Source organism: Kitasatospora sp. NPDC057518, from assembly GCF_042802075.1.
Taxonomy (GTDB): Bacteria; Actinomycetota; Actinomycetes; order Streptomycetales; family Streptomycetaceae; genus Kitasatospora.
Genome location: NZ_JBHVEU010000248.1, coordinates 1 through 13,113, shown reverse-complemented (window position 1 = coordinate 13,113; position 13,113 = coordinate 1). Strand labels below are relative to the sequence as shown.

At 74.8% G+C, this 13,113-nt stretch carries 13 protein-coding genes; 6 read left to right on the top strand and 7 right to left on the bottom strand.

Annotated features, from left to right (window positions below):
- The coding region (locus ACFU7Z_RS24175; protein ID WP_380779552.1) for a vWA domain-containing protein at positions 1-740 on the bottom strand (740 nt) is incomplete at its 3' end.
- Between the two features lie 119 nt (positions 741-859).
- Complete coding sequence (locus ACFU7Z_RS24170; protein ID WP_380779550.1) at positions 860-1,426, bottom strand: hypothetical protein; 567 nt, start codon at positions 1,424-1,426, stop codon at positions 860-862.
- A gap of 151 nt (positions 1,427-1,577) precedes the next feature.
- Here ACFU7Z_RS24170 and ACFU7Z_RS24165 point away from each other — a divergent pair, with 151 nt between their 5' ends.
- Both ACFU7Z_RS24165 and ACFU7Z_RS24160 read left to right on the top strand, forming a co-directional pair.
- A complete protein-coding gene (locus ACFU7Z_RS24165) occupies positions 1,578-2,720 on the top strand; it encodes a serine hydrolase domain-containing protein (protein WP_380779548.1) in 1,143 nt (380 codons plus the stop codon).
- Positions 2,708-3,274: a hypothetical protein gene (locus ACFU7Z_RS24160; protein ID WP_049654207.1), complete on the top strand. Its 567-nt coding sequence runs from the start codon at positions 2,708-2,710 to the stop codon at positions 3,272-3,274. Before ACFU7Z_RS24165 ends, ACFU7Z_RS24160 begins: the two co-directional genes overlap by 13 nt.
- An 88-nt stretch (positions 3,275-3,362) precedes the next feature.
- Here the strand turns inward: ACFU7Z_RS24160 and ACFU7Z_RS24155 are convergent, their stop codons facing one another.
- From ACFU7Z_RS24155 to ACFU7Z_RS24145, 3 genes are all read right to left on the bottom strand, one after another.
- Entirely contained in the window at positions 3,363-4,757 is a 1,395-nt protein-coding gene (locus tag ACFU7Z_RS24155) for an alpha/beta fold hydrolase (protein ID WP_380779545.1), read from the bottom strand.
- Between the two features lie 171 nt (positions 4,758-4,928).
- Entirely contained in the window at positions 4,929-5,738 is an 810-nt protein-coding gene (locus ACFU7Z_RS24150) for an alpha/beta fold hydrolase (protein ID WP_049654204.1), read from the bottom strand.
- A 97-nt stretch (positions 5,739-5,835) separates the two neighbouring features.
- Positions 5,836-7,347 carry a PQQ-binding-like beta-propeller repeat protein gene (locus ACFU7Z_RS24145; RefSeq protein ID WP_380779543.1) on the bottom strand — a complete coding sequence of 504 codons (1,512 nt, stop codon included), beginning with the start codon at positions 7,345-7,347 and terminating at the stop codon, positions 5,836-5,838.
- Between the two features lie 218 nt (positions 7,348-7,565).
- Here ACFU7Z_RS24145 and ACFU7Z_RS24140 point away from each other — a divergent pair, with 218 nt between their 5' ends.
- Positions 7,566-8,342 carry a class I SAM-dependent methyltransferase gene (locus ACFU7Z_RS24140; protein WP_380779541.1) on the top strand — a complete coding sequence of 259 codons (777 nt, stop codon included), beginning with the start codon at positions 7,566-7,568 and terminating at the stop codon, positions 8,340-8,342.
- 160 nt (positions 8,343-8,502) lie between these two features.
- Here ACFU7Z_RS24140 and ACFU7Z_RS24135 read toward each other — a convergent pair whose 3' ends face one another.
- Together ACFU7Z_RS24135 and ACFU7Z_RS24130 are read right to left on the bottom strand one after the other, a co-directional pair.
- Entirely contained in the window at positions 8,503-10,023 is a 1,521-nt protein-coding gene (locus ACFU7Z_RS24135) for a carotenoid oxygenase family protein (protein WP_380779539.1), read from the bottom strand.
- 41 nt (positions 10,024-10,064) lie between these two features.
- Positions 10,065-10,673: a TetR/AcrR family transcriptional regulator gene (locus ACFU7Z_RS24130; protein WP_074002408.1), complete on the bottom strand. Its 609-nt coding sequence runs from the start codon at positions 10,671-10,673 to the stop codon at positions 10,065-10,067.
- A 151-nt stretch (positions 10,674-10,824) separates the two neighbouring features.
- Here ACFU7Z_RS24130 and ACFU7Z_RS24125 point away from each other — a divergent pair, with 151 nt between their 5' ends.
- The 3 genes from ACFU7Z_RS24125 (at position 10,825) to ACFU7Z_RS24115 (ending at position 13,035) form a co-directional block, all read left to right on the top strand.
- A complete protein-coding gene (locus tag ACFU7Z_RS24125; protein ID WP_074002407.1) occupies positions 10,825-11,622 on the top strand; it encodes a hypothetical protein in 798 nt (265 codons plus the stop codon).
- A 361-nt stretch (positions 11,623-11,983) separates the two neighbouring features.
- Positions 11,984-12,313, top strand: coding sequence for a hypothetical protein (locus ACFU7Z_RS24120; protein ID WP_074002406.1), 330 nt, complete (start codon positions 11,984-11,986; stop codon positions 12,311-12,313).
- A 32-nt stretch (positions 12,314-12,345) separates the two neighbouring features.
- The gene (locus tag ACFU7Z_RS24115; RefSeq protein ID WP_380779537.1) at positions 12,346-13,035 is read left to right on the top strand and encodes an alpha/beta hydrolase; all 690 of its coding nucleotides are present in this window, start codon (positions 12,346-12,348) and stop codon (positions 13,033-13,035) included.
- Positions 13,036-13,113 lie beyond the last annotated feature (78 nt).

The window sequence follows — 13,113 nt, the reverse complement described above, 5'->3', positions numbered from 1 at the left end:
ACCGGCGGCCGCAGCGCCGGGCCGTCCGGGACGATGCCCTGGGCCCGGGCGGCCACCAGCCAGCTCGGCAGCTCGGTGAGCAGCAGGTCGTACAGCTCGTCGTCGGAGACCGTCCGGGGGTCGCGCCCCAGGTGGACGAAGCCGGCGTTGTCGATCGGCCGCTTCTCCGGGACGGGCAGTTCGTCCAGCTTCCGCAGGAAGTCGAACTGCCGGCTGTCCGGGTCGCCGAAGCCGATGAACTGCCAGAAGATCGGCAGCGTCGCCGCCTCGCAGAGCTTCTTCTCCGCCGCGGGCTTGCTGATCGGGCCGCCGTCCGTCTGGAACAGCACGAAGGCCGGGTCCGTGGCTCCGCTCTCCCGGTAGTGCCGGATGACCGCGTCCATCGCCAGGTGGTAGCTGGTCCTGCCCATGTGGCCGAGGCCCGCGACGATCCGGTCGATCCAGCCCGCGTGGTCCTCCAGGGCGATCTCGGCCTGGGCGTCGACCTCGGTGGAGAAGAAGACGACCGGCACGGTCCCGTCGTCGTCCAGGTGGGCCGACAGCCCCAGGACCCGGTCCGCGAGCGCCTGGACGCTGCCGTCCTTGTAGTAGGGCCGCATCGAGCCGGAGTAGTCGACCACCAGGTACACCGCCACCCGCTGGCCGTTCAGCCCGCGCCGCTCCACCGAGGCGCCGGCCGTCTTGTAGAGGCTCACCAGCGCGGGCGCGCTCTGCTCGACCTTGCTCAGACTGACGGCCATGTGTCGCTCCCTCGCTCGCTGCGGCAGCCGGGCTGCCGGGGCGCGTGATCGTCAACGCGCTCCGGACACTGTGCGCGGCGGACGACGGTGAGGGCAAGCCGTCCGCCCGGCCCGGCCGCTCACAGGCCGTTCGGGTGCCCCGACAGCCACCCGGCGTGCCGCTCCTTCAGCCGGTCCCGCTCCTCCGTCGACGCCAGGTAGACGTCCGCCCCGCCGTCGTACGGGTGGTACAGCCGCCGCAGGCCGGGGCCGGCGATGATCACCCCGCCCTCCCGGTCGTCGGCGACCCGCCGCAGCAGCCCGTCCAGGCCGCCGCGCCGCCACCGCCGCCGCTCCACGAAGACGTGGCAGTAGGTGCGGAACTCCGGCTCGGGGTCGTCGGTCTGGAGCCAGGTCCGCCAGTGCTTCGCATCCCGGCGCATCCGGGGGGCGCTCTCCCGGCTCGACCACCGCGGGGTGAGGACGTACACCTCGGCGCCCGCGAACAGCTCGTCCAGCACGGTGTTGTGGCGCTCCAGCACGATCGCGTACTCGCGCTCGTCGTCGGGGTAGCGCTTGGACTCCGGCAGGCTGTGGAAGCGCACCCAGACGTCCCGCGCCCGGCCGAGCTCGTACCCGACGGGCTCCGTGCCGGGCCACCGCCGCTCCCAGAGCGCCGTGAGCGCCGTGAGCGCCTCGCGATCCACCCGCTGTCCTCCTCCTCGTCGACCGGCGAGTCTGCCACATCCGTCCCACCCGTCCCGGCCTGGTGAAATCCCCTCGTCAGGGGCGCCGGGCTCCCGTAGCGTGGTTCGGTCGATCTTGAGGGCGGAACTGGGCAGAACGGGGCACCACATCATGCAGCAGCACCAGGGCTGGGCCGACGAGCGCTTCGGCGCCGTCGCGGACGTCTTCGCCGCCAACTTCGCCGGGTTCCCCGAGCTGGGCGCCGCCGTCACGGTGTTCGCCGGGGGCCGGAAGGTGGTGGAGCTGTGGGGCGGCACGGCCGACGAGCGCACCGGGCGGGCCTGGGCGCAGGACACCCTCGTGCCCGTCTTCTCCTGTGCCAAGGGCCCGGTGAGCATCAGCGCCCACCTGCTCGCCGAGCGGGGCCGGCTCGACCTGGACGCGCCGGTCGCCCGCTACTGGCCGGAGTTCGCCCGCAACGGCAAGCAGGACGTCACCACCCGGATGATCCTCGGCCACCGGGCCGGCATCCCCGCCCTGGACGCGGTGCTCTCCTTCGAGGAGGTCGCCGCCTGGGATCCGGTGGTCCGGGCGATCGAGGCGCAGCAGCCGCTCTGGGAGCCGGGCACCGCGTACGAGTACCACGGCCATGTGCTCGGCTTCGCGGTCGGCGAGGTGATCCGCCGGATCACCGGGCTGACCCCGGGCGCGTTCCTGCGCAAGGAGATCGCCGAGCCGCTCGGCCTGCCGGTCTGGATCGGCCTGCCGGAGAGCGAACTCCCCCGCCTGGCCCGGCTGGTGGAGGCCGAGGGCCGCCGTCCGATGCCCGGCCCGGAGCACCTGCTGACCCGGATCGTCACCATGAACGGCGCCCTGGTCTTCCCCGGCCTGGACGTGCCGCACGGCTGGAACGACCCGGCGCTGCACGCGATCGAGCTGCCCGGCGCGGGCGCCGTCGCCTCCGCCACCGGCCTGGCGGGCCTCTACGCGGCGGCGGCCACCGGACTGGACGGCGCGCCCCGCCTGCTCTCGCCCGACACGGTGACCGGCGCGGTGCGCGAAGTCTCCTCCGGGGCGGGCTTCCTGGGCTTCGACATGGGCGCCCGCTGGGGCTCCGGGTTGCTGCTCGACTCCCCGGCCTTCCGCCCGCTGCTCGGCGCGCGCAGCTTCGGCAACGACGGCGCCGGCGGCCAGTTCGCCTTCGGGGACGACGAGTTCGGCGTCGGCTTCGCCTATGTCGCCAACCGGATGATCGGCCACGGCGACGCCCGGGCGAACCGCCTGATCGAGGCGGTGCGCGAGTGCCTGGGCTGACCGGCTTCCTCCCGCTCGTCACCGTCCTGGCCACCACCGGCGGCCTCGGCGAGCTGCGCTACGGCGCCTCGCTGCCCGAACTCGCCGTCCACTACGGCGATCCGTGGGACGGCGGCGGCATCCACCGGGGCGACCGGTGGCCGCACGCCTTCTGCTGGGGTGACGTGCGGACGGTGTTCTGCCGCTGCCGCCGGCTCCACTCGCTCTCCCTGCCGGTCTGGCAGGGCGAGCTCGACCTCCCCCAGCCGGGCGGCGGTTCGGCGACGCTCGACACCCACGTCTCCGAGGCCGACCTGATGGCGGCGCTGACCGCCACCGGCCACAGCTGGCAGACGGTGACGTACGAGAACCTCCCGGACCAGCGGAACCTTTTGTTCTCGCCGGCCGAGGAGGTCCGGGTGGAGCTGGTCCTGACGAACCGGGCGTCTCAGGACGAGCCGCCGCTGGAGGCGTGGGCGCTGCACAAGGCGTTGCTGTGGGGCTACGAACACCTCGACTGCCCCGAGCCCGACCGCTCCCTGCCCGACGACGGCTGGGGCGCGGCCGGGCCGTAGCGCGGCGGCGAGCCGTTCCGTCCCCTGCTCGGAACGGCCCACCGCCGGCGGCGGTCCACTGTCGGCCGCAACCCGCCGACGGCCCCCGCTACTTGAGCAGGAAGTCGTACACCGCCTGCCGCCCGGCCGGGTCGGCCGCCCGGGTCTGCACCGAGTGCGCCGCACCCGGGACGATCACGACCTGCGGGTCGTGCGCCAGCTCCGCCTGCTGGTACAGCCACTCGTTCGGCGTGGACAGGTCCCGGTCGCCGCCGAGCAGCAGCACCGGCACGTTCGGCAGCCTGCGGTGCGCCGGCGGGAGCGGCGGCACCGGCTCGCGCGGCCAGTCCAGGCAGACCAGTTGGCTGCCGAGCCCGGTCGCGGTCGCCGGGTCGTACGGCCAGGTCTGCTCGGCGGTCAGCCGCTGCCGGGTGCGCTCCAGCGCGGCCGCCCGGCCCGCGACCGGGGTGTCGGTGCTGCCCCACGGGAAGCGCGAGTCCGCGCAGACGGTGGCGGCGTGCAGGCCCTGGCTGAGCGCCTCGGCCGGGGCCGCGTCGTCCCGGTGGACGGTCTCGATGAAGGCCTGGAGCTTGGCGGGCTGCCCGCCGGCGGCCTCGTGCAGCGCCTCCGGGACCCCGCCGTAGTTCGGGTCGGTGAACTCGTAGCTGGTGAGGGCGTCCAGGACCTGCGCCCCGTTGCCGTACCGCCGGACGGTGGCGGCGAGGTCCGCGGCCGGGTCGGTGGTGCAGCCGGTGGCCTGGCAGGCGGCCCGCAGCACCCGGGCGCTGGCGGGCAGGGCGGCCAGGTCGAGCGGGTCGTAGCCCTGCTGCGGCACCACCGAGTCGAGCACCAGCCGGGCCACGTGCGCCGGGTGGGCGAGCGCGTACCGCTCGGCGACGAGGGTGCCGTACGAGACGCCGTCGAGGGTCAGCCGCCGGTCGCCGAGGGCACCGCGCAGCCGGTCGATGTCGGCGACGGTGTCCGCGGTGCTGTAGAAGCGGGCGTTGGGGCCCAGGGTGGCGGCGCAGTCCGCGATCGACTGCTTGCGCGGCACGGCGAGGTCGGAGGAGCCCATGTCCTCCTGGAGGCCGGGGCACTGGAGCGCACGGGCGCCGGTGCCGCGCTGGTCGTACATGACCAGGCGGTAGTCCTTGAGGACGGGCGCCATCTTGCCGGCGATCCGCTTCATCAGCGGGACGCCGGGCTGGCCGGGGCCGCCGGTGAGGAACAGCAGGTCGCCCTTGGGGGCCGCGGTGTTCCCGGCGACGGCCACGGCGAGGTCGAGGGTGCCGGGGACGGCTCCGCTGTGGTCGAGCGGGACGGTGAGGGTCCCGCAGGTGAACTCGGGCGCGTCCGGGCAGGGCGCCTGCCCGGTGATCCCGCCGCCTGGCCTGGCCGTGGCGGGTGTGTCGGCCGTGGCGGCCGCGGGAGTGGCCAGCGTGGTGCCGGCGACCACCGCGACGGCGCCCAGCAGGGCGGCGATGCGGCCGCGCTTGCTCGTCATGTGAGTCCTTCCGCTCGCACCGCGTCCGTACTGACGCGGGCACGGACGTAGCCTGCGCCCGGGACGACGGCGAAGGCGAGCGGTTATCCGGGGATTCGACCAGGGGCGAATCCCCGACGGAGCCAGCGAAGGTGACGCACAGTCACATCAATCGCGGAAGCCGCGGCAGTCTCAGAGCAGCGCCCGCGGCAGCACCACCCGCACCCACTCCTCCGGCTGCGACAGGTGCGGGGCGTGCCCGGCGCCGCCGTACAGGTGGCGTTCCGCCTTGGGCAGGGTGAGGTCGATGAGGTCCAGCACCTCGCCGAACATCGGCGCGCTCTCGTCGCTCTGGGTGAGCAGCGCGGGCTCGCCGAAGCGGGCGAGCCCGATGAGGTCGAGGTCGAGCGCGTCCGGGTCGCGCAGCTCGTCCAGGTAGGTGGGCGCGTTGCGGATGTAGCTGTGCCGGACCGGCGCGGGCAGCTGCTCCCAGGCGCCGGGGCCGAAGGCGAGGCTGTCCACGTACAGTTCGGCGGCGGCCGCCGACTCGGCCTGTTCCAGCAGCTCCCGGACGGCGGCGATCCGGTCGGCGAAGCCGGTGCCGAGCGGTCGCAGGTCCGGGTCGGCGAGCAGGATGCCGGTGCCCGGCGGCTCGTGCACGGCGATCCCGCGCAGCAGGTCGGGCCGGGCGGCGGCGAGCCGGAGGACGACCAGGGCGCCGTAGGAGTCGCCGTAGGCGAAGGCGGGCGCGAGGCCCAGCTCGTGGATCAGCCCGGCCAGGTCGGCCGCGTCCTCGTGCACCGAACCCTGGGTGAGCGGGTCCTCGCTGCGGCTGTGCCCCCGGCGGTCGTAGGCGACGGCGGTGGTGGACTCCGCCAGGCCGGGCAGCACCCGCGCCCAGGAGTCCGCGTCGCTCCAGGAACCGTGCACCAGGACGACGCCGGGGCCCTCGCCACGGGCCTCGTAGTGCAGCGCCACCCCGTTCACCCTGATCTCGGCCATCACGAGTCTCCCGGTCTCGGCGGTGCTCCCCCACCAGACTGACACAACCACCCGAAAGGGTCAGGTCCGTCGGCGGCGGGCCCCGTCCCGGCCCCCGTCAGCTCATCGCCCGCACCGGCGGCTCGTCCCGCGTCCCGTCCTCCGCGACCACCGTGAACCGCTCCGCGTCCGACACCGACAGGTCCACCGGATAGAGCGACGCGGTGTCGTTGACGTCCAGCACGGCGCTCTGCCGCCCGGTCGCCGCCTCCACCCTGGTCACCCGGCCCCGGGTCATCGCCCACACCGAGCCGCCGTCCACCACCAGGCCGGTCACCTGGTCGTCCAGCCCCGCCGTCCACCGCTTGCCGCCGTCCGTCAGCGAGTACGCCAGCAGCCGGCCGGTGGCGGTGCGGCTCGGGTGCTTGCCGCCGCTGATGCCGATGTCGCCGGGCTTCTCCCCCGGTACGACGAACAGGTCCCCGACCACCACCCCGCCGAACAGCGGCCGGGCGCTGAACTCGTCGAAGGCGTGCAGCCCGCCCAGCATCACGTCCAGGTCGTACTCGTCCCCGGCGACCGGTATCACCGCCCGCTGCCGGCCGGTCCGGTCGTAGCTGAGCACCGCGTGGGTGCCGCGCTCGGCCTGGGCGTCCACCCACACCGCGAGCGGGTCGACCGAGACCACCGCGAGGTTCTTCAGCCCGCCCGCCGCGGGCAGCGCGATCCGCTGCTGCTCCCGGCCGTCCGCCGGGGCCAGCGAGCGCAGCACGGGCGGCGCGGCGCCGCACTGCGCGACCGTGACGGCGTCCCCGGGCCCGCCCGCGACCTGCAGCGGGGTGCAGCCCGGGTCGGCCGTGCCGCGCCAGACGTCCCGGCCGTCGGCCAGCCGTACGGCGCGCCAGCCGGCCTTCTCCTGGAGGAGGGCCTGCTGCCCGGCCACCGCGACCACGTCCGGAGTCGCGTCGTCCCCGTCCCGGGCGGGCGCGTCCACGGCGGCGGTCCAGCCCTCCCTGCCGTCGGAGAGGTCGAGCGCGGTGACGGCGGCGCACGGCTTGTCGTGCGGCGCGTGGCCGATCAGGCCGAGGGCGCCGCCGCGGCCCGTGCCGTCAGGCCCGGTCGTCCGGCTCATCGCGCACACCGTGTCCTCCCCGGGCGGGGCCCAGTGCCAGGCGACGGCCCCGGTCGTCCGGCGGTACGCCACCACGAGGTCCGGCCGGGCCCGGACCACCAGGTCCCCGCTGGTCCAGCTGCCCACCGCGCGGATCGTCGACGGCCGGTCCAGCGGCGCCTTCCAGGAGTCGTTGAGGCCGTCCCCGGCGAAGCCGACGAAGATCCCGAGCCCCAGTACCGCCCCGACGGCGGCCGACGGGAATCCGGCCCTCGGGTGGATCAGCGCCCAGACGAAGCCCGCACCGCAGGGCATCAGCCCCAGGATGCTGATGATCCCCATGTACGCGAGGCTGTCGCCGCCGAACCCGTTCGCCGGGCCGAACAGCACCGCCAGCCCCATGCTCGCGAACAGCGCCCCCAGCACCCCGCCGGAGACCACCATCCAGGTCTCCCGGTCCCAGGCGGACCACACTCCCCACTTCGCCCGGACGACACTGTCCTCGGGCCGAACGGCCATGCCGGTCTCTCCCCTGCGACGCGCCGCCCACCGCGTCGGGGCGACGATCATCGGATCGTCGCAGAGCGCGCCATGATCCGGAACAAAGAGCAGGGAAAACCCCGGCCATGACCCGCACATACCGGGCCCGGGGCGCCGGGGGCACCTGCTGTCCACGGCGCGCGCCGGGCGCGGAAATCGATTGCCCGCCCCTGGACCGCTGACTAGCGTTGCCCGGCATGACCACGCCATCCACCACCCCCGACTGGCGCACCGCCAACCGCGCGAACTGGGACGAGCGCGTCCCCGTCCACGCCGCTGGCCCCTTCTACGACCTGCCCGGCTTCGTCGCGGGCCGTGACACCCTCCAGGACTACGAGCCCGCCGAGGTCGGCGACGTCACCGGCCGCACCCTGCTCCACCTCCAGTGCCACCTCGGGCTCGACACCCTCTCCTGGGCCCGCCGCGGCGCCGTCGTCACCGGGCTCGACTTCTCCGCCCCGGCCGTCGCGGCCGCCACCGACCTCGCCGCCCGGATCGGCGCCGCCGACGCCCGCTTCGTCACCTCCGACGTCTACGCCGCCGCCGAGGCGCTCGACGGCCGGACGTACGACATCGTCTACACCGGCTTCGGCGCGCTCTGCTGGCTCCCCGACCTCACCCGCTGGGCCCGGACGGTCGCCTCGCTCATCACCCCCGGCGGTTTCCTCTACCTCGCCGAGTACCACCCGGTGGCCGACGTCCTCGCCGACGACGGGCGCGGCTTCGCGGAGGACTACTTCGAGCGCACCCCGATCGTCGTCGACTACCCCGGCACCTACGCCGACCCGGACGCCCGGCTCGACTCCACCGTCACCGTCCAGTGGCAGCACGGCCTCGGCGAGGTCGTCACCGCCCTGGCGGGCGCGGGCCTGCGCCTGGACTTCCTCCACGAGCACGCCCACGCCCACTTCCGCGTCCCCGCCGGCGCCCCCGCCCCGCAGACCTACTCCCTCCGCGCCACCCGGCCCCGATGACCCCGCCGGGGTGGCTCCGCCCCGGCTCCCAGGGCCTCCCCCTCGCCGCCCTCGCCGCCCTCGCCGCCGTCGAGACCCCCGTCCCCTACGCCGACGCCCTCCCCCGCGGTGCCGCCGGGCGCGATCCCGCCCGTGCTTGCGGCGGGCACATTTTGGCCCCTCAGCTCCAGCCCGTGTCCCCGCCCCTGCCCGCGGTCCGGTCCCCGCCAGGCACCCTGTCCCCGCCCGGCACCCAGTTGCCGTGCAGGCCCAGGGGCACCCGCACCGGCAGGTGGATGCGGGCCAGGGGCTCGCCGGTGAAGTCCTGGGCAGCGAGGACCACCAGGTCCGCCGCTCCCCGGTCCGGGTCGTGGACGTACGCCATCAGGTACCCGTCGTCCTCCGCCGTCGGCGACTCGGCGGCGACGAACACCGCCTCGCCCACCGCCCCGTCGCGCCCGAACTCGTGGGCCTCGACGGTCCCCCGGCTCAGGTCGTGCTTGAGCAGGGCGTTGCTGAAGCCCTCGTCCGGGCGGTCGTCCCCAGGGCCGGTCGGCGGCGCGTAGAGCTCGACGGCGGCCGCGTAGCCGTAGCGGTAGGGGCGGCCGGTGTGCCGCGGGTTGAGGCGCGGGAACTCCTGCACCCGGTCGTCCAACCGCTCCTCCCGTACCGTCCCCGCCGCCAGGTCGACCGTCCAGCGGTCGAGCGTGGGCCGGCTCGCGCCGATGTTCCGCAGGTCCATGCCCGGCGGGTGCCGCACGACGTCGACCACCAGCTCGTCCGCCGTCCGCTCGTACGCGTTGAGGGTGTGCCCGACCAGGTGCGGCGCGAGCTCGAACCACCGCACCGCGCCGCCCTCGCGCGGCATCACCCCGACCCGGGCGGCGCGCCGCTCGTCCCAGGTGAAGGGCACCCCGGTGGCCAGGTGCGCCGGGCTGAACACCACCTGGGTGTCGTACAGCAGCACGAACCGCTCGGTGAGCGCGAAGTCGTGCATGTACGGGTTCCCGGGCACCTCGATCAGCGTGCTGCGCCGGACGGTGCCGGCGGCGTCCATCACGATGTGCTGCACCTGCTCGGAGCCGTACAGGAAGGCCAGCGAGTGCAGTTCCCCGGTGTGCGGGTCGACGACCGAGTGGGCGTTGGCGCTGTACCCCTCCGGCGTGGCGCCCAGCCCGCACGGCCCCACCGTGTCCAGCTCGTAGGTGAGTTCGTACGGGCGGATGCCGCCCTCGAGCAGCGCGTAGGTGCGCCCGGCGAGGCCCGCGACCTGCACGTTGGGGGAGATGTCCATCCGCTCGTCGACGGGCGTGCCGCGCCGGGGCTCACCGAGCCGGTCGGCGACCGCGCCGGAGCGGACCCAGCGGTTGCGGTACCACTCGGCGCGCCCGTCCCGGATCCGCACGCCGTGCACCATGCCCGCGCCGAGGGTCCACAGGTGTGCGCCCGGGTCGTCGATGCCCAGCGGATTGGGGCCGTTGCGCAGGTAGCGGCCGTCGAGGTGGGCGGGGATCCGGCCGGTGACGGGCAGGTCGTAGGCCGTGACCTCCTCGGTCACCGGGGCGAAGTTCCCGGAGACGTAGCGGCTGCGCCTCGTACCGTTGTTGCTGTTGCCGTTGCCGTTGCTGTTGCTGTCGCTGATCGCGCCGTTGCCGTTGCTCTTGCCGATCGTGCTGTTGCGGATCGGGTCGCCTGGGCTCATCGTCTCGGCCTCTCGTCAGGTGATGGGGTGTCCGGACTCGTTCACGAACCGGCGCCGAACGCCCGCCCCAGTGCGGCCATCAGCGCCTCGTAGCGCGCCCCGGCCTCGGCCGACGCGAAGTGGCCGGCGAGCTCCAGGCTCACCGCGCCGTGGGTGGCCGCCCAGAAGAGGTTGGAGACCTCCAGGGCGTCGCCGGGCCGGAAGACCCCGGCCGCCATGCAGGCCTCGACGGCGGCCACCGAGGCGCCGAACGCGCCGTCGGCCAGGGCCAACGCCTCGGCGCTGGGCCGGAATCCGGGCACCGGCTGCTCGAACATCACGCGGTAGTAGGCGGGTTCGGCGACCGCCCGCTCCCGGTAGGCGCGGCCGAGCTCGGTCAGGTACTCCAACGGGTCGCTCCCGCGCGGGACTTGCTCCTGCGCCCGGCGCAGTCGCGCGAAGCCCTCCCGGTACAGCGCGTCGAGCAGCCCCTCCTTCCCGCCGAACATCGTGTACAGCACCTTGGTCGAGGAGCCGATCTCGGCGGCGATCCGGCGCACGGTCAGCGCGGCGGGGCCTTCGGCGACGAGGAGGGAGATGGCGCGGTCGAGGATCACGGCGCGTACGGCATCCTGGCCGACCCGCTGCGCGTCCTGGTAGGGCGTGCTCATGGGTAACAACGTAACCGATCGGAAACAGTGTTACCAGCCTTTGCAGGCAAGGGATTTCACCACCCACCCGGCCCGACCGCCCGGCCGCCCTGACCGGCTGTCCGACCACCCTGACTAGACTGGCGCGCTCCACAGCCGAGGGGATTCAGCGATGAGTGGTGCCACCCGCTGCGACGAGGTCGCGGCCGAGGCGGGCCTGGGCGAACGGCGGCGGCTGTACCGGACGAGCCGCCGGATCGGCGACGGCGTGGGCAAGTGGGGCCTGGGACTGCCCGGCATCCTCGTCCTCGCCGCCTCAGGCTGGACCTGGTGGGGCGCCGTCCTCGCGGTCGCCGCCGTGGCAGCGGCCGCCGTGGCCTACCAGAAGGTCCCGCCGCGCTCCGGGCTGGTCGCCGTGGCGCGCTACCAGGGCGGCCTCGTCCTCCACCACGCCGGCGGCGACTTCCGCGCCCTCCCCTGGGACGCCATCGAGAGCTACGAGTACATACCCTCCCGGATGGAGTTCCGCGGCAACCTGAGCGTCGAGCACTTCGGCCGCGTCCTCATCCTCGCGCGCGGCCGCGAAACCCCCTTCGTGGTCTCGAAACTGGCGGGCCGCTACGAACCGGGGCTGGCCGAGGCCATCCGCGCGGGCCTGCTGCCGCGCTACACCGCGCCGCTGCACGAGCGGTTCGAGGAGGAGGGACACGTCCTGTTCGGGACGGTGCTCGCCGTGCTGCCCGCGGGACTCCTCCTCGACCCCGACGACGACCACCCCACGGCCCCGCTGCCGTGGAGCGACCTCCAGGACATCAGCGCCGAGGACACGCGCGAGCTGCGGATCACGGAGCGCACCGGACCGGGCCGGGGCGGACGGGTCGTCACCCGCGTGCTCACCGACGCGGACGTCGTCGCGGCGTTCGTCCGGGAGACCCGGGCGAAGCTCCTGGCGGAGCAGCGCCCGGAGTGACCGCCCCCTGTGACCGCTCCCTGTGACCGCCCCGTGTGACCGGGCCGTGTGACCGCCCCGCCCGACCGGGCCGCACGACCGGCCTGACCGCACCCCGTGCCGCGTCCGACCGACTCGACGGCCGTCCGCCAGGGCGCGCCAACCCCGCGCTACGGCCGGACAGTTGACATGCGTCGGGCATCCGCCGGCGCACCGGCGGCACCGGGTCCGCACGTCGTGCTGCGCCGACCGGGTCAACCTCGGCGCCGGACTGTACGCGCACGCCCGGTCGGCTCGTTCTGCTGTACATGCCTCCCCTGATCCCGACGCCCTCACCGCTGCCCGTCCGCGGCACCGCGCGGACCGCCGCACGGAGGTCCCCGTGGCCGTGATCGGCCGTGCGGCGGCCACCGTGGTCGCGCTGGGCATCCTGCTCATCCCGACGGCCGTCACGGCGGGCACCGACCTGCCGCCCGAGCCCGGTGCGGGCTGGTGGGAGGTGTCGGCCAACGCCGCCAACGTCCGGGTCGACCACTTCGGCGAGGAGACCGTCATCGGACTCGCCCGTTCGGGTGACCGGGTCGAGGTCGTGGACACCTGGACCTCACCGCTCGGCGCCCGCTGGGCGAAGGTCATGGTGGAGCGCACCCGGGTCTCCGGCTGGGTCCTGTGGTCCCTGCTCGCGCACCGCGACCCCTCCTCGGAACCGTAGAATCCGCCTGTACACATCAGGAGGGAATTCGCGTGTTCCGAGCGCAGCGTCCGCGCACCGCAGAGCTGACCCCACGACGGGGCGAGGAGCCGGTCACCGGCGTCGCCCTGCTGCTGCCGGGCGGGTTCCTCCGCAGTCGGCGCGCACCGATGCGGGTCGCCGAGCTGGGCCTGCGGGACCTGGCCACCGAACTCACCGACCGCGGCCGGCCGCACGGCCTCGCGGTGCACCTGCTGCGCTACCGCCACGGCGGCTGGAACGACGCGGACGCCGACACCGCCGTCGACACCCGCTGGGCGCTCGACGAGCTGGCCCGGCTCTACCCGGGCGCACCCGTCGTGCTGATCGGCAACTCGCTGGGCGGGCGCGCCGCCTTCTGGTGCGCCGGGCACCCGTCGGTGGTCGGCGTGGCCGGGATCGCGCCGTGGCTGCCCAGCGGCGACCCGGTCGACCAGCTGGCCGGGCGGCGGGTGCTGATCGTCCACGGCACCGGGGACCACAGCTCGGCCAGTGCCACCCAGTCCCTGGAGTACGCGCTGCGCGCCCGGCGGGTCGTCCCGGACCTCGCGCGGTACGAGGCCCCGGGCGCCAACCACCTGCTGCTCCGCGAGTCCCGCGACATCAGCGCGCTGACCACCGCCTTCACCCTCGGCGTCCTGGGCGCCGAGCCCGCTCCGCTGATGGCGGGAGCGGTCTGCACCCGGCTGCCGGCGCGGGTGTAGCCGACGCCCCCCAACCGCTGTCGCGTCCCGCGTCCCGTGTGGTCCGCGTCCGCGCCCCGGGCCCCCCCTGCCGATCGG